At 66.0% G+C, this 18,445-nt stretch carries 15 protein-coding genes; 9 read left to right on the top strand and 6 right to left on the bottom strand.

What is annotated here, in order from left to right; all coding sequences use genetic code 11:
- Positions 1–21 precede the first annotated feature (21 nt).
- From AC1RM6_RS27475 to AC1RM6_RS27460, 4 genes are all read left to right on the top strand, one after another.
- Positions 22–804 (top strand): class II aldolase/adducin family protein, encoded by a 783-nt coding sequence (locus tag AC1RM6_RS27475; RefSeq protein WP_493107288.1) that lies wholly within the window; start codon positions 22–24, stop codon positions 802–804.
- A 22-nt stretch (positions 805–826) separates the two neighbouring features.
- Positions 827–2,170, top strand: a complete 1,344-nt coding sequence (locus AC1RM6_RS27470; RefSeq protein WP_493107324.1) for an LLM class flavin-dependent oxidoreductase — start codon at positions 827–829, stop codon at positions 2,168–2,170.
- A gap of 127 nt (positions 2,171–2,297) precedes the next feature.
- Complete coding sequence (locus AC1RM6_RS27465) at positions 2,298–3,308, top strand: phosphatase PAP2 family protein (RefSeq protein WP_493107286.1); 1,011 nt, start codon at positions 2,298–2,300, stop codon at positions 3,306–3,308.
- Positions 3,305–4,162: a diacylglycerol/lipid kinase family protein gene (locus AC1RM6_RS27460; RefSeq protein WP_493107284.1), complete on the top strand. Its 858-nt coding sequence runs from the start codon at positions 3,305–3,307 to the stop codon at positions 4,160–4,162. The genes AC1RM6_RS27465 and AC1RM6_RS27460 overlap by 4 nt, the downstream gene beginning before the upstream one ends.
- A 60-nt stretch (positions 4,163–4,222) precedes the next feature.
- Here the strand turns inward: AC1RM6_RS27460 and AC1RM6_RS27455 are convergent, their stop codons facing one another.
- The 4 genes from AC1RM6_RS27455 to AC1RM6_RS27440 all read right to left on the bottom strand — a co-directional run bounded on the left by AC1RM6_RS27455 (position 4,223) and on the right by AC1RM6_RS27440 (position 9,297).
- Entirely contained in the window at positions 4,223–5,023 is an 801-nt protein-coding gene (locus tag AC1RM6_RS27455) for an SDR family NAD(P)-dependent oxidoreductase (RefSeq protein ID WP_493107283.1), read from the bottom strand.
- A gap of 22 nt (positions 5,024–5,045) precedes the next feature.
- The gene (locus AC1RM6_RS27450) at positions 5,046–7,340 is read right to left on the bottom strand and encodes a TonB-dependent receptor (RefSeq protein ID WP_493107281.1); all 2,295 of its coding nucleotides are present in this window, start codon (positions 7,338–7,340) and stop codon (positions 5,046–5,048) included.
- A gap of 193 nt (positions 7,341–7,533) precedes the next feature.
- Positions 7,534–8,493, bottom strand: a complete 960-nt coding sequence (gene epsC, locus AC1RM6_RS27445) for a serine O-acetyltransferase EpsC (RefSeq protein ID WP_493107279.1) — start codon at positions 8,491–8,493, stop codon at positions 7,534–7,536.
- A gap of 108 nt (positions 8,494–8,601) precedes the next feature.
- Positions 8,602–9,297: a TFIIB-type zinc ribbon-containing protein gene (locus AC1RM6_RS27440; protein WP_493107277.1), complete on the bottom strand. Its 696-nt coding sequence runs from the start codon at positions 9,295–9,297 to the stop codon at positions 8,602–8,604.
- Between the two features lie 155 nt (positions 9,298–9,452).
- Here AC1RM6_RS27440 and AC1RM6_RS27435 point away from each other — a divergent pair, with 155 nt between their 5' ends.
- From AC1RM6_RS27435 to AC1RM6_RS27425, 3 genes are all read left to right on the top strand, one after another.
- Positions 9,453–11,093, top strand: a complete 1,641-nt coding sequence (locus AC1RM6_RS27435; RefSeq protein WP_493107322.1) for a M28 family metallopeptidase — start codon at positions 9,453–9,455, stop codon at positions 11,091–11,093.
- Between the two features lie 20 nt (positions 11,094–11,113).
- Positions 11,114–11,572 (top strand): SRPBCC domain-containing protein, encoded by a 459-nt coding sequence (locus AC1RM6_RS27430; protein WP_493107275.1) that lies wholly within the window; start codon positions 11,114–11,116, stop codon positions 11,570–11,572.
- Between the two features lie 159 nt (positions 11,573–11,731).
- Positions 11,732–12,259 (top strand): nuclear transport factor 2 family protein, encoded by a 528-nt coding sequence (locus tag AC1RM6_RS27425; protein ID WP_493107273.1) that lies wholly within the window; start codon positions 11,732–11,734, stop codon positions 12,257–12,259.
- A gap of 5 nt (positions 12,260–12,264) precedes the next feature.
- On the opposite strand, the gene AC1RM6_RS27420 is transcribed toward AC1RM6_RS27425, so the two are convergent.
- The gene (locus AC1RM6_RS27420; protein WP_493107271.1) at positions 12,265–12,828 is read right to left on the bottom strand and encodes a TetR/AcrR family transcriptional regulator; all 564 of its coding nucleotides are present in this window, start codon (positions 12,826–12,828) and stop codon (positions 12,265–12,267) included.
- Positions 12,829–12,969: 141 nt separating this feature from the next.
- Here AC1RM6_RS27420 and AC1RM6_RS27415 point away from each other — a divergent pair, with 141 nt between their 5' ends.
- Positions 12,970–15,288, top strand: coding sequence for an arylsulfatase (locus AC1RM6_RS27415; protein WP_493107269.1), 2,319 nt, complete (start codon positions 12,970–12,972; stop codon positions 15,286–15,288).
- 59 nt (positions 15,289–15,347) lie between these two features.
- Here AC1RM6_RS27415 and AC1RM6_RS27410 read toward each other — a convergent pair whose 3' ends face one another.
- Positions 15,348–18,200: a TonB-dependent receptor gene (locus AC1RM6_RS27410; RefSeq protein WP_493107267.1), complete on the bottom strand. Its 2,853-nt coding sequence runs from the start codon at positions 18,198–18,200 to the stop codon at positions 15,348–15,350.
- Between AC1RM6_RS27410 and AC1RM6_RS27405 the strand changes: the two genes are divergently transcribed.
- Positions 18,190–18,438 (top strand): hypothetical protein, encoded by a 249-nt coding sequence (locus AC1RM6_RS27405; RefSeq protein ID WP_493107265.1) that lies wholly within the window; start codon positions 18,190–18,192, stop codon positions 18,436–18,438. The two genes, AC1RM6_RS27410 and AC1RM6_RS27405, sit on opposite strands and share 11 nt — an antisense overlap.
- Positions 18,439–18,445 lie beyond the last annotated feature (7 nt).

The following is an 18,445-nucleotide window of genomic DNA, read 5'->3' as shown; positions in this document are numbered from 1 at the left end:
CCCTTCGAAAGGAACCCGTCGATGAACCAGATCGTCCGATCCAAGACCTTCTCGCTCGGCCAGCCGGTCGAGGCGCCGCGCTCGATCGAGGAGGAGCGGCTCCACCGCAAGCAGCGGCTCGCCGCCTCCTACCGCATCTTCGCGCAGAAGAATTACGACCTCGGGCTCGCCGGCCACATCACCGCGCGCGACCCCGAACATCATGACCGGTTTTGGGTTGCGCCGATCGGCCCCTGGTTCGGCCATATCCGCGTGTCGGACCTGGTGCTGGTCGACCATGACGGCAATATCCTCGAGGGTGAGGGGCCGATCAACCAGGCCGGCTTCGCGATCCATTCGGAACTGCACAAGGCGCGGCCCGACGTGATCGCGGCGGCGCATTCGCATTCGATCTACGGCAAGGCCTGGTCGACGCTCGGCCGGCTGCTCGATCCGATCAGCCAGGACAGCTGCTTCTTCTACGAGAATCACGCGCTGTTCGAGACCTTCAGCGGCATCGTCCTCGACAGTTCGGAGGGCGAGCGCATCGCCCAGGCGCTCGGCGACAAGCGCGCGGTGATCCTGCAGAACCACGGCATCCTCACCGTCGGCAAGAGCGTCGAGAGCGCGGTCGCGAGCTATATCTCGCTCGAAAATGCCTGCGAGACCCAACTGCTCGCCGAGGCGGCCGGGACGGTCAAGCCGATCAGCCCCGAGGTCGCGCGCCACACCGCCGGCCAGATGCGCGGCAACGATCCGGGCGCGCACGGCTTCCGTCCGCTCTGGGAGCGGGTGCTGCGCGAGCAGCCGGGCTTCCTCGACTGAACATAGCGACACGGGGCAACAGATTATGAGCAAGCGCGAACTTCATCTCGGCGCGATCCTGAGCGGCGTCGGCACCACCCAGAATGGCTGGCTGCATCCCGACCTGCCGGGCGACGCCAGCGTCGACATCGACTGGTATATCGAGAATGCGAAGGCTGCCGAGGCGGCGAAGTTCGATCTCGTCTTCATCGTCGATTCGCCGTTCATCACCCCCGACACCGCGCCGCATTTCCTCAACCGGCTCGAGCCGCTGACCTTGCTGTCGGCGGTCGCGGTCGCGACCTCGCGGATCGGCCTCGCCGGTACGCTGACCACCTCCTATTGGGAGCCGTTCAACGTCGCGCGCCAGTTCGCCTCGCTCGATCTGATCAGCCGCGGCCGCGCCGCCTGGAATGTGGTGACCACCGGACTCGAGGGCGCCGCGCGCAACTATGGCCGCGATGCCCATTTCGACCATGGCCTGCGCTATGCCCGCGCCGCCGAGTTCGTCGACGTCGTCCAGGGACTCTGGGACAGCTATGAGGACGATGCCTTCCCGCGCGACAAGGCGAGCGGGCACTTTCTCGACAAGTCGCGCCTCCACGCGCTGAACCATGTCGGCGAACATTATTCGGTCGCGGGCCCGCTCAACATCCAGCGCTCGCGCCAGGGCCAGCCGGTGATCTTCCAGGCCGGCGAGTCCGACCAGGGCCGCAACCTCGCCGCGCAGATCGCCGAGGGCATCTACAGCAATGCCGAAAGCTTCGACCAGGCGCGCGATTATTATCAGGACGTCAAGCAGCGCACCCGGGCGGCGGGCCGCGATCCCGACCATGTCGTGATCCTGCCGGGGCTGATCCCGATCATCGCCGATACCGACGAGGAAGCGCGCGCGATCGAGGAGGCGCAGAACGGCAAGCTCGACCTGGCCAAGGCACTCGTCCAGCTCGGTCGCCCGTTCAACTATCACGACTTCAGCGTCTATGATCTCGACGCGCCGTTCCCCGACGTCAGCCATCTGACGCTCAACAGCTACAAGGGCAGCGCCGAGAAGATCGTCCGCGCCGCGCGCGACAAGGGGCTGACCCTGCGCGAGACCGCCTGGCGCTTCGCCGCACGCGCCAATCCGTTCGTCGGCTCGGCGCAGACCGTCGCCGACGAGATCGAGCGCTGGTTCACCGGCGGTGCGTGCGACGGCTTCAACTTCCGTGTCACCAACCCGCAGGACTTCCGTCTCTTCCTCGACCGGGTGGTGCCGATCCTTCAGGAGCGCGGGCTGTTCCGGCGCGACTATGCGCATGAGACGCTGCGCGGGCATCTGGGGCTGCCATTCCCGGTCAACCGTCACGGCGCCGCCCGCGACGCGGAGGCGATCGCCGCCGAATAGGAGGCACCTCCACGCGCAACCCCGCGATGGCCGTGACTGTCACAAAATGGTCACGGCCGCGCGATCGCGTGCGGTAATGGCATTCCGGCAGTGGTGCCGTTCATATACGTCATGCTAGGCGCCGCGGATGAGCGTTGTGCGATCTTCCCGCTTCGACCTGCGGCGTCCGTCTTTCCTCTCCAGCAACGCGATCCCGTTCCTCTCGGGGCGGTGGGTCGCGGCTGGCATCGTGGCGGCTGCGGTCATCGACATCCTGCTTCTCACATCGGCCCGCCTGAGCATCGACATCTCGTGGGCGAGCATCGGTATTGCGCTGTGGGGCGTCGCGGCCGCGGCGATCTGCTATGCCTTTCGCGCGCCGGCCACGCGCGCCAAGCGTGTCGTGCGCGACCTGACCGAAGGCGTGTCGGTGTTCGCGCTGATCAGCCTGCTGGGTGCGGTCGCCAGCTATCCGCTCGCAACCGGCGCGCATGGCTTCGTCGATCCGACGCTGCAGCGGATCGACCTCAGCCTGCATTTCCACTGGATCAGCTGGTATGAGGTCGTTGCCAATAATGCCTGGATCCAGCCGATCGAGCGGATGGCCTATCTGAGCATCTTCGTCACGCCGGCGCTGCTGTTCGGTTATTTCGCCTGGACCGAGCAGCGCGCGGAGAGCCGGCTGTTCATCGCGACCTTCTGGGTCGCCGCGCTGATCACCCTGGCGCTGTTCCCGCTGCTGCCGGCGGCGGGCCCGTTCGCGACGCTGTGGCATGGCGAGATGCCCTATATGCCGCTCAGCGCGCTCTACCAGGACGAGGTCATCGTCGGCCTGCGAAGCCGGGCGATCCAGGACGTCGATCTGGGGGCGCTGCGCGGCCTGGTCTGCGCGCCGAGTTTCCACGCCGCCAGCGCAGTGCTTTACATCGCCACCGCGTGGCGAATTCCGGCGCTGCGCTGGCCCGTCACCGGGCTGAACGTGGCGATGCTGCTCGCGACGCCGGTCGAGGGCACGCATTATCTGGCGGATCTGCTGTGCGGCATGCTCGTCGCACTGGTCGCACTCGGCCTGACGCCGACGCTGATCCGGTTGACGAGGTCCGAACCGGCGATGCGGGGCGAGGGACGTCAGGCGACGATAACCGTCGCGGCGGAATGACGTCGCCGACGGTCCAGCTGTTCATCAACCCCGAGGCGGGGTCCCGGTCGCGCGCACGGACCAGGGCGCTATGTTCGGCGCTCGAGGCGCTCGGTGCGCGGCTTGTCCTCACCGAAAGCCTGTCGGACCGGCTGGTGGTCGACGAGCGCGCCGACCATGTCTGCGCGGTCGGTGGCGACGGGACGCTGCGGCATGTCGTCGAGGCGGTCCGCCGTGCGGGGCGGCCGATCGCGATCAGCGCCTATCCCGCCGGCACGGTCAATCTGCTGGCGATGGAATATGCCTATTCGCGCGACCCCGTCGTCTTCGCGCAGCGCCTGGTGGGGGCCGGAACGCAGCCACCGCATTATGCCGCATCGATCGGGCAGATACCGTTGCTGGTCTGCGCGAGCGTCGGGCCCGACAGCTATGCCGTCGCCGGCCTGTCGCCGCGCCTGAAGCGACTGATCGGTCGCGCCGCCTATCTTGTCGCCTTCTGCGCATTGCTCTTCCGCTGGCCGCGCGCGACGATCGCGCTGACGCATGACGGCCGGCAAACCCGGTGCGAGGCCGTCTATATCGCCAAGGGCCGCTTTTTCGCCGGCCGCTGGAGTTTCGCCCCCGAAGCCAGTGTCGGGGTTCCGCTGCTGCACGTCACCGCCCTGCGAAAAGCGTCGCGGCGGCATTTCCTCCGGTTCGTCTGGGCGCTCCTGCGCGGACAGCCCGTCGAGAAACTGGCGGACGTCGACTGCTTCGCGTGCACCGAATTGACCCTGGACAGCGATGTCGCGGCGCCGGTTCAGGCCGATGGCGACATCGTCGCCCACCTGCCGCTCTCGATCAGGGTGGAGGCGCAGGCGATCCATTTCGCATAGATTATGGAGAGCGGACCTCCGTACCATCGGATGCCCGCTCCCTGTGCGCCGGCAATATGCTCAATAATGGATCGCGCGGGCAGTGCCGCCGCCGGCGGCGATCGCATCGCCGGTGATCGCGACGCTGCGCGGCGAGGCGAGGAAAAGGACGATGTCGGCGACTTCCTCGGCCTCGACGATCCGGCCGATCAGCGATCCGCCATAGAGCGCCTTTTCGGCCTCGGCCTCGGAGGTGCCGTCGGCGGCCGCGCGCCGGCGCACGCTGTCGGCGGTACGCTCGGTCCGGGTTGCGCCGGGATGGACGACGGTGACGTTGATGCCCTTGGGGCTGAGTTCGTCGGCGAGGCCCTTGGTCAGCGCGGCGACGCCGATATTGCGGACCGATCCCGGGATCGTCCCGGTCTGGCGCGCGGCGAGCCCGCTGATGTTGATGATCCGGCCCCAGCCATTGGCGACCAGATGCGGCGCCGCGGCGCGTGCGACCCGCAGATAGCCGACCAGCTTGGTGTTGAGCTCCTCGAGGATATAGGCCGATTCGACCCCGGCGATACCGGGCACCTCGGGTGGGCTGCCCGGCCGGGCAGCCGAATTGACGACGATGTCGAGCCCGCCGAGCGCCTGCACCGCTTGTGCGACCAGCGCATCGACCGCGGCATCGTCGCGGGTATCGGCGGCGAAGCCGTGAACCTCGCCGCGGCTCTCCGCCGCCAGATCGGCGGCGGCCGCGCGCACCGCATCGGCATCGCGTGCGGCGATGACGACTCGCACCCCTTCCGCCAGCAGTCCCTTCGCGATCGCGCGGCCGATGCCGCGGCTGCCGCCGGTCACCAGCGCGCGCTTGCCGGTCAGTCCCAGATCCATCATCTTTCTCCTTGGTGTCGGTTCAGCGCTTGTAGGTGAGGGTCAGCAGCACGGTGCGCGGGTCGTTGTAATTGGTCGACCGGTAGATCGCCGATCCGTCGGCCTGCGGCGTATAGCCGGGCGGCAGCGCATAATGTTTGTTGAGCAGATTCTTCGCCGACAGCGCGATCGACCAGCGATCGTCGGCGGTCGCATAGCCGATCTGGCCGTCGACATAGGTCTGGCGCGGCAGCCGCACGTTCGGATTGTTGGTCGTGTCGGTATAGCTCACGCTCTGATAGGAAAGCGCGCCCTGCACCGTCAGCGCCCCGGGCAGAGCCACCGGCAGCTTCCAGATCGCGGCGAACCGGCCCTGGAATTTGGGCGAATAGGGCAGGGTGGCGCCGGCGAACGGGCTGGTTCGCAATACCAGCCCGTTGGGATAGGTGGTCGCGGTCGCATTGCCGTAGAATTTGTCGAGCTTCGCCCTCAGCCACGACGCGTTGGCGTCGAACTGCAGGCCGTCGACCGGGATCGCGGTGCCTTCGAACTCGATGCCCTTGGTCGATCCCTTGCCGGCGTTGAAGCGCCGGCTGATCGTCGTCGCCGGGTCGGTCGTCGTCAGCTGGATATCCTTGAAGTCGATATAGAAGGCCGACAGGTTCGCGCGCAGCCGGCCGTTCAGCCATTCGGTCTTGAAGCCGCCCTCATAGTTGGTGACCTTTTCCGGATTATAGGGAAGCTGCGCCTGGAGCAGCCCGCTCGCGGTCGGTGTCTGCGCACGATAATCGAAGCCGGCCGATTTGGTGCCGCGCGATATCGTCGCATATTGCAGGATGTTCGGCGTCCATTTGAAGTCGATCGAGGCCTTGGGCGCCCATGTGTCCCATGACTGCTTGACGTCGGCCGACCAGACCAGCGCCTGCGGCGCGGCGAACAGCACCGCCAGGAAATTGGTCGTGTTCGACTGGAACGGCGCGGCGGCGACCAGATTGAACAGCTGATTGTCGTTGAAATGCTTTTCCCAATTATAGCGCAGGCCAGCGGTCAGCCTGAGCCGGTCGGTCGCCTTGAAATGGACCTCGCCATAGGCCGCGAGATTGTCGGTATCCTGCTGGATCAGCGAATAGACCGGGCGATAGCGGATATTGGCGACCACCGAGGTCGCGTTGGCGGCGGTGTTGGCGCGCCGGTTGGTGAACCACTCCTCGCGATAGGCATAGAAGCCGGCGACGAAATCGATCCGGTCATAATCGCCCAGCAGCCGCAATTCCTGCTGATAGGTGCGGTCCTCATAATGGACCCATTGGCTACCGCGCCCGTAGAGATCGCCGGTATTGTCGAAGAAGGCGGTCTGGTTGAAGCCGTAGGCGGCGGTGATCGACTGGAGCTTGAGCCGGTCGCCCAAGGCGGCATTGGCGGTCAGCGTCGCGGCGAGCTGATCATAGCGGTTATAGGGAAAGATCTGGTTGTGGGCGTCGCGGTCGCCGAACAGCAGATTCTGCACCCCGCGGGCGGTGCTGCGGTCGCGTACCCCGCTGAGCGCCAGGGTGATGTCGAACCCGTCGTCGGGCGCGTAGCGCAGCTTGGTCCGTCCGGCGAGATAGTCGATATTGTTGGTGTCGCGATCGAGCGTGACATTGTGGTTGAGTCCGTCGCGGCGATGGTAGGAGGCCGCGACCCCGGCGAAGAAATCGCCGCCGATCGGCCCGCTCGCGGCGATGCCGCCCCGGGCATCGTTGTAGTTGCCGTAGCCGGCCTGGATCTTGAGCCGTGGGGTGTCGTCGGGGACGATCGTGCTGATCACCAGCGCGCCGGCTGCAGCCGAATGGCCGAAAGCCTGGCCCTGGGGCCCGCGATAGACGTCGACCTGGTCGATATCGAGCAGTTCCTGCTGGGCGCCGAGATTCTTCGGCACATAGACCCCGTCGACATAGATGCCGACCGACGGCTCGCCCTGGGCATCGGGTTCGCCGACGCCGCGGATGAAGATGTTGGTGTTGAGATAGGATACGGCGGTGCGGGTCTGGAACAGATTTGGGACGATCACCCCCAGTTCGCGGACGTTGGTGATCCCCTGCTGCGCCAGCTTGTCGCCGCTCAGCGAGGTGATCGAGGCGGGGGTCGACTGGACCTGGTCGATATGCGGATCGCGCCGGCCGGTGACGATCAGGTCGGAATCGGCATTGGCTTCGGCTGCCGCACCCGCCCCGGCATCGGCGGCGAGTTCGGCGGCCTGGCCGACCACCGGGGTCGCGATCGCGATCGCACCGGCCAGCAGGTGGAACCTCGTCCGGCGGGTTTTCAGATGGTTCGGTCTGGGCGGCTTGGCGGTCATCGATGAGTCCCTTTGGATTGATGCAAAGGGACATCGCAGTCGATTTTCGAGTTAAAAAGATAGTATTTCTTTAATTAGATAATCAGCTTTATATAAATTTATCGAGATATTTGATTTAATCAATCTATAGATATGGATGATATTTATATAAGTTATTGAAATATGATTTACTGGTTGATCAGTGATAATATGATCATCGCTCGAAAGCTTCGTCGAGCACCGCGTGTCGTCGTGCGGCGACACGGTGCTGATTGTCGGCCTGGGTGACGATGCTGCCGGCTGGCACGTCCTGCACCAGCCAGACATTGCCGCCGATGATCGATCCCTGTCCGATCGTCACCCGGCCCAGGATCGTCGCGCCGGCATAGATGATCACATCGTCCTCGACGATCGGATGGCGCGCCAGCCGGAAGCGGGCGGCATTCTCGCCATCGACCGGCAGCCTGCGCGCGCCCAGCGTCACCGCCTGATAGAGTCGCACCCGCGCGCCGATGATCGCGGTTTCGCCGATCACCACCCCGGTGCCATGGTCGATGAAGAAGCTCTCGCCGATCGTTGCGCCCGGATGGATGTCGATGCCGGTGCGCGAATTGGCGATCTCCGAAATGATGCGCGCGACCAGCGGCGCCCCCAGGCTGTGCAACTGGTGGGCCAGCCGATGGTGGATGATCGCCGCCGCGCAAGGATAGCAGATCAGGATCTCGTCGACGCTGCGCGCCGCGGGGTCGCCCAGAAAGGCGGCCTCGACATCGGTGTCGATCAGCGTGCGGACCCGCGGCAATGCTGCGGCGAAATGGCGCAGGATGGTGTCGGCATCATCGTCGGCAAAGGCGACCGCGCTCTCATTGCCCCAATAGCGCAGTTCGAGCCGGACCTGCTCGAGCAGCGCGCCCAGCGCGCGGTCGAGCGTCTCGGCGACATAGGCATCCTCGTCGTCATGTTCGGCGCGGATGTCGCCGAGCCGCTGCGGAAACAGCGCGCTGCACAGGTCGGCGATGATCTGGTCGATCCTGTGCCGCGACGGAAAGCCTTCCGCGCCGATCTCGGCATTGCGCCGATGCGCCTCGCGCCATCGCAGCCGCGCGCTCTTCAGGCCCGCGCCGATCGCGGCGGCATCCCAGGGTTTCACGGTCGGGCTATGGTCGATGGTCATGGACGATCCTTGAAGATGGATCATCTCTACCAATCGAGTAGATTAGTTCGATCGCGCTTTGCTTGGCGACTGCAAAGAAAGGCTTTCGTCGCCTCTTCGCGGTCGCGATCAGCCCGCCGCCGGCGGTGCGAAGGCCGGATCGTCCTCGTTGCGGTTCGCGGTCGCGCAGAAATCGCGCGCCGGCACCGCATTGGCGCTGCAATAGGCCTTGAGCGCGGCGTCGGCGCGCGGGCGTTCGCGCTGGACCTTGTCGGCGAGGTTGAGGATCGTCACCGGCGGGCTCTTGTAATTGGCGGCCGCCAGCTTCGCGACGGCATATTTCAGGCGGAAGGTCGTGTAGCGCGACTCGTCGCCCTTGCGGTCGACCGTGGGAAGCGCGGTCTCGACCACCAGCGTGGTCGCCCCGGCCGTATCGCTGGCGCCCCCCGCCACCGCGCGGCCGACATCCTGCATCACTTCGGACAGCAGGACGATCTGGTCGGCGGGCTTTTCGGAGCGGGGCAGGTTGATGCGCACGCGGACATTGTCATCGCCATGGCCGATCTGGGCGATATAGCTGTTGCTCGCCGAGATCGAGCCGTCGTTGATCTTGCCCGGGTCGCGCGGCCAGGCGAGGAAGATCAGCAGGGCGATCGCCACCGCGCCGCCGGCGACGATCATGTTGCGCTTGGTGCGGCGCTTCTTGCGGCGTTCGCGAACCTCGGCCTTCCACTCGTCGTTCACACGGTGGCCGCAATAGGGGCAGACCAGAGTCTCGACCTCGATCTCGGCACCGCACCGCCGACATTTCGCACTCTCCGCCACGCATGACCCCATATACGACCCAGCGCGGGGACCGTGGCCTTGCGGGCGCTATTTTTCAACCGCTTTGGCGTCCGGAACAGACACTATGGCGCATGGCGGCGCTGCTGCTAATCAAGGGCATCCGCGGCGTCCTGCCGCCCCAGATGGATGACATGATGCGCAGACTTGCCGCCCTTCTCGCCGCCACCGCCCTGCTTGCACCCGCGCTGGCGCTCGCCGCCGCGCCGGCTTTCGATCCTGCGCGGGTCAGCCAGGACGTGAAGACGCTGTCGAGCGACGCCTATGAAGGGCGCGGTCCGGCGACCCCGGCCGAGACGAAGACGATCGACTTCATCAGCGGCCAGATGAAGGCCGCCGGGCTGCAGCCTGGCGGGCCCGGCGGCAAATGGACCCAGGACGTGCCGCTGCTCAAGTCGGACATCGTCGGCAGCCCGAAATTGTCGCTGACCCTCGGCGGTGCCGCCCGCGCATTGAGTCAGGGCGAGGAGATCGCGGTTCGCGCCGCGCTCAATGGTCAGACCCAGGTCGACATCGCCGCCGCGCCGCTGGTCTTCGTCGGTTATGGCGTCAAGGCGCCCGAGCGCCATTGGGACGATTTCAAGGGCGTCGACCTCAAGGGCAAGATCATGGTCGTGCTCGTCAACGATCCCGATTTCGAGGGCGGCGAGGGCGATTTCGGCGGCAAGACCATGACATATTATGGCCGCTGGACCTATAAATATGAGGAAGGCGCCCGCCAGGGCGCGGCCGGCGTGCTCGTCATCCACGAATATGCGCCGGCCTCCTATGGCTGGGCCACGGTCAAGAATTCGAACACCAACACGATGTTCGACATCGTCCGCGCGAACCCGGCGGCTGAACATGTGCCGATGGAGGGCTGGATCCAGCGCGATCTCGCGGTCGACCTGTTCAAGGCCGCCGGGCTCGACTTCGACGCGATGAAGAAGGCCGCGCAGAAGAAGGATTTCAAGCCGGTCGACCTCAAGGCGACGCTCGACGCCTCCTATGCGGTCAAGGCCGAGACGATCGTCTCGCACAATGTCCTCGGCCGCCTGCCCGGCAAGGGCCATCCCGACGAGACCGTGATCTATTCGGCGCATTGGGATCATCTCGGCATCGGCCTGGCCGACGCCCGGGGCGACAGGATCTACAATGGCGCGCGCGACAACGCCTCGGGCATCGCCACCCTGCTCGAACTCGGCCGTGCCTTCGCCAAGGCGCCGCGCACCGACCGTTCGATCGTCTTCCTCGCGGTCACCGCCGAGGAGAAGGGGCTGCTCGGTTCCGAATATTATGGCGCCAACCCGGTCTATCCGCTGGCGACCACCGCGGGCATGTTCAACATGGACAATATGTTCGGCCAGGGCGCGGCGAAGGATTTCACCATCTCGGGCGTGGCCAAGCTCGGCCTGCTCGACATGCTGGTGGCCCAGGGCAAGAAGCTCGGCCGCACCTATATCCCCGATCCGCGCACCGAGACCGGCGGCTTCTACCGTTCGGATCATTTCTCGATGGCGAAGCAGGGCGTGCCGGCGGTCTCGTTCAAGCCGGGCCTCGACCTGTTCAACGGCGGGGTCGAGCGCGGTCGTGCGCTCGGCGACGCCTACACCAAGGACAAATATCACCAGCCCGCCGACGAATGGAGCGCCGATTGGGACCTGTCGAGCATCGTTCCCGACCTGACCCTGCTCTACGACACCGGCCGCGCGCTCGCCGACAGTCGTGCCTGGCCCGACTGGAGCGCCGATGCCGAGTTCAAGGCCAAGCGCGACGAGACCGCCGCACAGCGCAAATGAATGTAGGCGAGGGGATGAGCATGGGGCAGCAGCAGGCCGCAGGCTATCGCGGCACCCGCATCGAACGGAAAGTCGAGATCGCCGCGCCGGCCGCGGCGGTCTGGGCGTTGCTCGACGATGTCGGCGGCTGGAGCGACTGGAACCCGCTTTATGCCGAGGCGTGCGGGTCGATCGGCATCGGCGATGCGATCGACCTCGCGGTCGTGCTGCCCGGCATGAAGCCGCAAAAGGCGCGGGCCACCGTCCTCGAAATGCTGCCCGACCGGCGGCTCGTCTACCAGACGATGGCGATGGGCGGTCTGGCGCGCGGGACCCGTTATATCGACATCGCGACCACCGCGGGCGGTTGTGCCGTCACCAATGGCGAGGTGATGGGCGGGCTCGTCGGCCCGCTGCTGGCCCGCGCGGTGGGCGCCAGGGTCGAGGCTGCATTGCAAGGCATGAATGTCGCGCTGAAGGCGAGGGTCGAGATAGGTTAGGGGACTGTCGGCCTTGCCCGCCCGGCGCATCGCGCGGGCGTTCAAATTCGGCGGGGCGCATGGCGATATGGCGCTCCCATCCTCAATCGGCATATCGCTTCGTGCCGAATATGCCGCCGGTTCGACGGGCAAGGCGGCTACGGCTGGAGGAGGATGGTGATGGGCTTGGATACCGACGCGCTCGCGACGCTGGTCGCGAAGGACGAGATTCGCGAACTCGCGCTGCTCTATTCGCGCGGGGTCGACCGCAAGGATCCGGCGCTGCTGCGCACCCTCTACACCGCCGATGGCATGGATTATCATGGCGACAAGTTTCGCGGGACCGCCGAGGATTATGTCGGCTTCCTCGAGGCATCGATGCCCTATCTCGACTATAGCGGCCACCATATCTGCAACCATCTGATCGCGGTCGACGGCGACGAGGGCCATGGCGAGGTCTATGCGCTCGCTTATCATATCTATGGCGACGGCAAGGGCGGGCATGTCGAGGACCTGCAGACCGTCCGCTATCTCGACCATTACCGCAGGGAAGACGGCCGCTGGAAGTTCGCCGAGCGCAACGTGATCTTCGACGCGGTGTCGAAACGCCCGATCCCGACCCCGGCGCGGCTGGCGCCGCCGGCGGGCGAGGACGAGAGCTATGCCCATCTGACCAGCCGGCTGTTCGCGGCGGGTCCCCGTGCCTGACCGGATCAGGCGGCGGTGAGTACGGTACCGGCGAGCCTCAGCGCTTCGTCGACGGCGTCATCCGCATCGGCCTGCACCAGCCAGTCGAGATAGACCAACGACGCCGATCCCAGCCGGCGGTGGAACTGGTTCTGCGACATATGTGGCAGCGACTGCCGCAGCCGCCCGACCAAATAGGATGCGAATGGCGCAAGCGCGTCGAAGCCGGCGCGGGTCGCACGCGCATTGGCGGTGATCTGGTAGAGGAAGCCCGCGAAGCTGCGCCGGCCGGCGGTGTCGACAACCTCGGCGATCGGCCGCAGCAACGCCGCCAGCAGCGCGTTCGGATCCTGCTCGTCGGCTTCGGCGAGCAGCGCTGCCCGCCGTCCTTCGAGCAGCGGTAGCCGATAGCGGAACACCGCGTCGATCAACCGCTCGCGATCGCCGAAATGATATTGGACGGCGACCTTGTTCGCCGCACCCGCTTCCTGGCCGATCAAGGTCAGCGGCACGCCGAGGCCACGTTCTGCGATCAGCCGTTCGGCGGCTTCGATGATCGCCAGCGCGGGTTTGGTGAAGGGAGCGTTCATGGGCGAGCCTTAACAAGGAGGTCGCATATCTACCAGTTTTCTACCCATCATCGGAATAATTTAAGGTATAGGGATTAAATTATTTGACCTGATCCCTCAGCGCGTTAGGCAGGCGCAAAGAATGTCGGGAGGAGACGCGCGATGAAGAGGATGCCGGGCATCGGCGTGGCGGCGATCGCGCTGCTTGCCGGGGCGCAGGCCCCGGCGCAGCAGCGTAGCGAACGCATGGCCCTGCCGATCGTACTCGCGCCGTTTGCGGGCGTGATCCGGGACAATGTTCTCGATTCGACCCCGACCCCGCTCGTGCCGGTTCGTGCGCCGCAAGGTGCGCCCAACATCCTGCTGTTCATGAGCGACGATGTCGGCTTCGCGATGTCGAGCGCGTTCGGTGGGCCGGTGCCGACTCCGAACATGGACCGGTTGGCGGCCGCGGGGCAGCGCTACAACCGCTTCCACACCACCGGCATCTGCTCGCCGTCGCGCGCCGCCCTGCTCACCGGCCGCAACCATCACAATGTCGGAGTCGGCTATCTGAGCGACCTGCCGACCGGCTTCCCCGGCTATGACGCGCATATCCCGTCCTCGACCGCGACGATCGCCCAGACGCTGCGGCTCAACGGCTACAGCACCGCGATGTTCGGCAAGCATCATAACGTCCCGGGCGGCGAGGAGACCGCCGCCGGCCCGTTCGATCAATGGCCGACCGGGCTCGGCTTCGATTATTTCTACGGCTTCGTGCAGGGTGACACCGATCAGTGGAACCCCAATCTCTACCGCGGGATCAGCCGGTTGCCCGACCAGCCCGAACCGGCGGTGCTGCTCGACCATCGCCTGGCCGACGACATGATCTCCTGGGTCCACAACCAGAAGGCGGCGGCGCCCGACAAGCCCTTCTTCGTCTATTTCGCGCCGGGTTCGACCCACGCCCCGCACCAGGCGCCGGCCGATTATATCGCGCGGTTCAAGGGGCGCTTCGATCAGGGCTGGGATGTCCAGCGAGAGGAGACCTGGCGCCGGCAGCTCGCGCAGGGGATCATCCCGCCGGGCACCAGGCTGACCGCGCGCCCCGACGGCATTCCCGCCTGGTCCTCGCTCACCGCGCAGCAAAAGGCGTTCGCGGCGCGGACGATGGAGGTCGCCGCGGCGATGCTCGCCTATCAGGACGCGCAGCTCGGCCGGGTGATCGACGAACTGCGGCGGATGGGGGACTATGAGAACACCCTGTTCGCGATCGTCCAGGGCGACAATGGCGCGGCGACCGAGGTCGGCCCGCGCGGGACGATCAACGAGCTCGGCAATATCAACGGTCTCGACGAGGACGATGCCTGGCTCGCCGCCAATATCGACAGGCTCGGCGGGCGTCAGACCTATCCGACCTATCCGGCGGGCTGGGCGCTGGCGATGAACACGCCGCTGCGCTGGACCAAGCAATATGCCTCGATGCTCGGCGCGATCCGCAACGGCATGATCCTGTCATGGCAGGGCCATGTCGCGCATCCCGACAGCGTCTGCGCCGAGTTCGGCCATCTCGTCGACATGGCACCGACCCTGCTCGAGGCTGCCGGCATCCCTGCGCCCGAGACCGTCTATGGCGTGAAGCAGAAAGCGTTCGACGGGCAAAGCCTGATTCCGAGCCTCACCGCCTGCCGGGCGGACAGGCCCCGTACCCAATATTTCGAGATCGGCGGCAAGGCCGGGCTTTATCATGATGGCTGGTTCGCCAGCCTGGACGATGGCCGCAAGCCTTGGGAGCCGGCGCCGCCGGGCGGCCCGCGTGCGCCGGGAACATGGACGCTCTACGACCTCGATCGCGATTTTTCGCAGGCCGAGGATGTCTCGGCACAATATCCGGATAGGATGAAGGCGATGGTCGCGCTCTGGCAGGATGTCGCCGCGAAGAACCATGTCCTGCCGCTCGATCATCGTTTCGGTCCGGCACGCGGCGGCCATCTGCCGCCGCAGCGCACGCGCTATGATTATTGGGGCAAGGATGTCAGCGTCCCGGCGATGCGCGGGCCGATGTTCGTCGGGCGCTCCTTCACCGTCGACGCCAAGCTGAAGCTCGACCGGCCCGATGCCTCGGGGGTGGTGCTCGCGGTCGGCAGCCGCTTCGCCGGCTGGAGCCTCTATCTCGACCGGGGGCGCCCGGTCTTCACCTATGCGCGCTCGACCCGCCCCGACGACATCGTCACCATCGCCGCGAAGGCGCGGCTGCCGAAGGGCGCCACCAGCCTGCACCTCGCCTTCACCGCCGATGGCGTCCGCAAGGGCGCGAAGGTCGTGATCGGCAGCGGCGACGATATCCTCGCGAGCGGCGCTATCGCCCGCACCTTCGTGCTGCCCGCCGGGGTCGGCGAAATGCTCGATGTCGGTCGCGACACCGGGGTGACGGTGACCGATTATCGCACCGCGCATGGCGAGATCGAGGGCGATGTGCCGCATGTCGTGATCAGCTTCTGACAAAAAAACGCCGGTCGCCTGGGCAGGCGACCGGCGCAGCTTACGCGCTTCGAGGGATGTCAGAAGGCGTAACGGGCACCCAGGTTGAACTGCCGGCCGCTATGGGTGAGCACGTTCAGGCGGTTGGTCTCGTCGACGAACTGGTCGTTCTTGGTGTCGGTCAGGTTGATCATCTCGAGGCTGACCTTGAGCTTCTCGGTGATGTTGTACGAGACCTGGGCATCGACGCTGGTGGTGCTGTTGGTCCCGTTATAGGCATTGCCCTCGGTGCCCGGCACCGCGGTCAGATAGCGCGAGCGATAGGCGACCGAGCCGCGGATCGAGAATTTCTCGGTTTCGTAATAGAGCGTCGCATTGGCGGCATGCTTCGACAGGCCGACCAGCGGCGCGATCGTCGAGCTGCTGCCGTTGGCGGCGGTCAGATATTCGATGTCCGACTTCACATAGGTGTAGTTGGCGAGCACGCCGAAATGCTCGAGGAAGCCGGGCAGGAAGCTGAAGGGCTGCTGCACGTTGACCTCGAAACCCTTCAGGATGCCGCCGCTCGAATTGACCGGCTGGCTGACGATGAAGATGTCGCTGGCCGAGGCCGAGGTGCCGGCGAGCAGCGAGTCGGGCAGGCCGAGGCTGCTGAACGGCACGCCGACGCTCAGCGTCTGGACGAAGGTGCCGATATCCTTGCGGAAACCCGACAGCGCGTAGATCGCGCCGCGCGACGGATACCATTCGATCGAGACATCGAGATTCTTCGACGATGTCGGCTGGAGATCGGGATTGCCGGTGGTGAAGGTGCGGTTGCCGCCCGAGATGCTCAGATTGCCGCCCGGCGCGATCGCCGAGATGCCGGCGCGCGCCAGCGTCTTGGCGGCGGCGAAGCGCAGCTGCAGTTTCTCGGTGACGTTGCCGACCAGGTTCAGCGACGGCAGCCAGCGATGATAGCTGCGGTTGGCGCTGACCAGGTTGATCGCGGCGCCCTGGCTCGCATAGCCGGTCGAGAGCTGCTTGGTGTCGACATAGCGCACGCCGATGTCGCCGCGGATCGGCACGCCGAGATCGTCCTCGAGGTTGAACTGCGCCATGCCCCAGGCGCCCAGATCCTTCTCGCGCACGGTGATGAACGATCCGCGCGCGCTGGCATTCTCGACCCCGCCGGTCGCATAGGCCGGGTTGGTGTAGATGCCATATTGCTTGATGAACACATCGAGATTGGGGACCACCCAGGCGGTCGGGGTGCCGGCGGGGATGTTCAGCCCCTTGCCGAAGCCAGAGAACAGGGTGGTGGCGCCCGCGAGCTGCGCGGCGGTCAGCGGCACCACCACCGATTCACCGGCGAGGCGGCGCTGCTCGGTCGAGCCATATTCGAACTTGCGCCAGTCGGCGCCGGCCTTGAGCGTCACCGCCGGACTGGCTTCCCACTCGACGAAGCCCTTGGCGGTGGTGAAGCTGTTGCTCACCGTCTGCGGGCGCACGCGCACTTCCGAGGTGCCGTTGATGAAGCCGAAGGTGGCCGGATTGGAGACATCGACGCCCGGCGCGATCGTCGGGAAGCGGGTCGAGAAGTCATATTTGAAATTGCCGGTGTTGATCGCGTCGATCGTCACCGTGGTCTGCACGGGGTTGGTGAACTCCGAACTCGAATAGCCGCCCATGCCGCCGATCTTCAGCCGGTCGCTGAACTGGTGGTCGAGCGACGCCGTCACCTGGTAGAAATCGGTCTTCAGCTCGTCGAAGCGCGACTGCGAGCGCAGGTCGACATTGTCGAAGGTGCCGCTGATGATGTTGTTGTCGCTGTCGACGGTGCCGTTGCGAATGATCGTCTGCGGCTTGCCGGTGCCCGACCGGCTGAAGCTGATCGCCTGGAGCTGGCGCTCGGTGCGGGTGCCGTCGAGCCGCGAATAGAGGCCGTCGATCGACAGCAGCGTCCGGTCGGTCGGCTTGAACTGGACCGATCCGGCCGCGCCGAGGCGCTTCTGGGCGATGTCGTAGCTGACCAGCCCGGGGATGCGCGGATGGTAGAGCGCGGTGGCGGGGTCGGCATTGTTGATCTGGGCGATCGTGTAGCCGGGCAGCGTCGAGGCCGCGTTGAAACCGCCGTTGAAGCCGCCATAGGTCCAGCGGGTAATGTTGGCGCCTTCCTCCTTCAGCTTGCGCTCCTCATAGGCCATCGACAGCAGCACGCCGAAGCGACCGTCCGAGGTGGTGGTGGTGAGCAGGCCCGACAGGCGCGGCGTGGTCTTCTTCTTGAGGTCGTTATAGCTCGCCGCCGCCGACAGCACCGCGGTGGGCTTGCGATAGTCGAACGGCCGCGAGGTCTGCAGGTCGACGGTGCCGCCGAGCGAGCCTTCCTCGACATCGGCGGTGGCGGTCTTGCGCACCGACAGATTGTTGAACAGGTCCGACGAGAAGATGTTGAAGTCGAAGCCGCGGCCGCGGTTGACGCCGCCCGAATTGTCGGTGCCGCCGGTGGTGCCGATCGCCTCCATGCCGTTGATGCGGACGCGGGTATATTCGGGGCCGAGGCCGCGGACCGAGATGTTGCGGCCTTCGCCGTTCACCCGGCTGATCGCGACGCCGGGGATGCGCTGGAGCGATTCCGCGAGGTTGAGGTCGGGGAATTCGGCGATGTCCTCGGCCTTGATCGCGTCGATCGTCGCGGTCTCGCGGCGCTTGAGGTTGAGCGCGCTGCTCAGGCTGGCGCGGAAGCCGGTGACGACGATCTCCTCGGCGACGGCGCCGGTCACGCCGGCGGACTGGCCGGCGTCGGTGCTTTCGGGGGCGCTGTCGGGGGCCGTGGTTTCGGGCGTCGCCGCTTCGGGCTGGGCCGGCTGGGCGAAGGCGGGTACGGCGAGACCGAGCCCGACCATCGCGGTCGACAGGCTCAACATGGTCTTGAACTGATGGATGCCGATCATGGCCTTTCACTCCCCTGATGCCGGGCGCCTGGCGCCGCTCATGTCCGGCATTGGCTGCCGGATCGGTGACATGCTGGTTAGCCCCGGACCGCGCCGCGACGCCAACCTCAATCCCGCATGGATCGATGCAGGTCATGCACCGATCGGCACCCGCATGCCGTTTGCGCGCCCGATCATGTCAAGAACTGGCTTGATCATGGCCGTTTTCGACTTGGACCCCGGCCGATGCGGCGACTAGCGTCGGG

It is taken from the genome of Rhizorhabdus sp. GW822-FHT03C02 (assembly GCF_058801765.1).
Note: the sequence above shows the minus strand (reverse complement) of the source record. Positions and strands in the feature narration are given on the sequence as shown.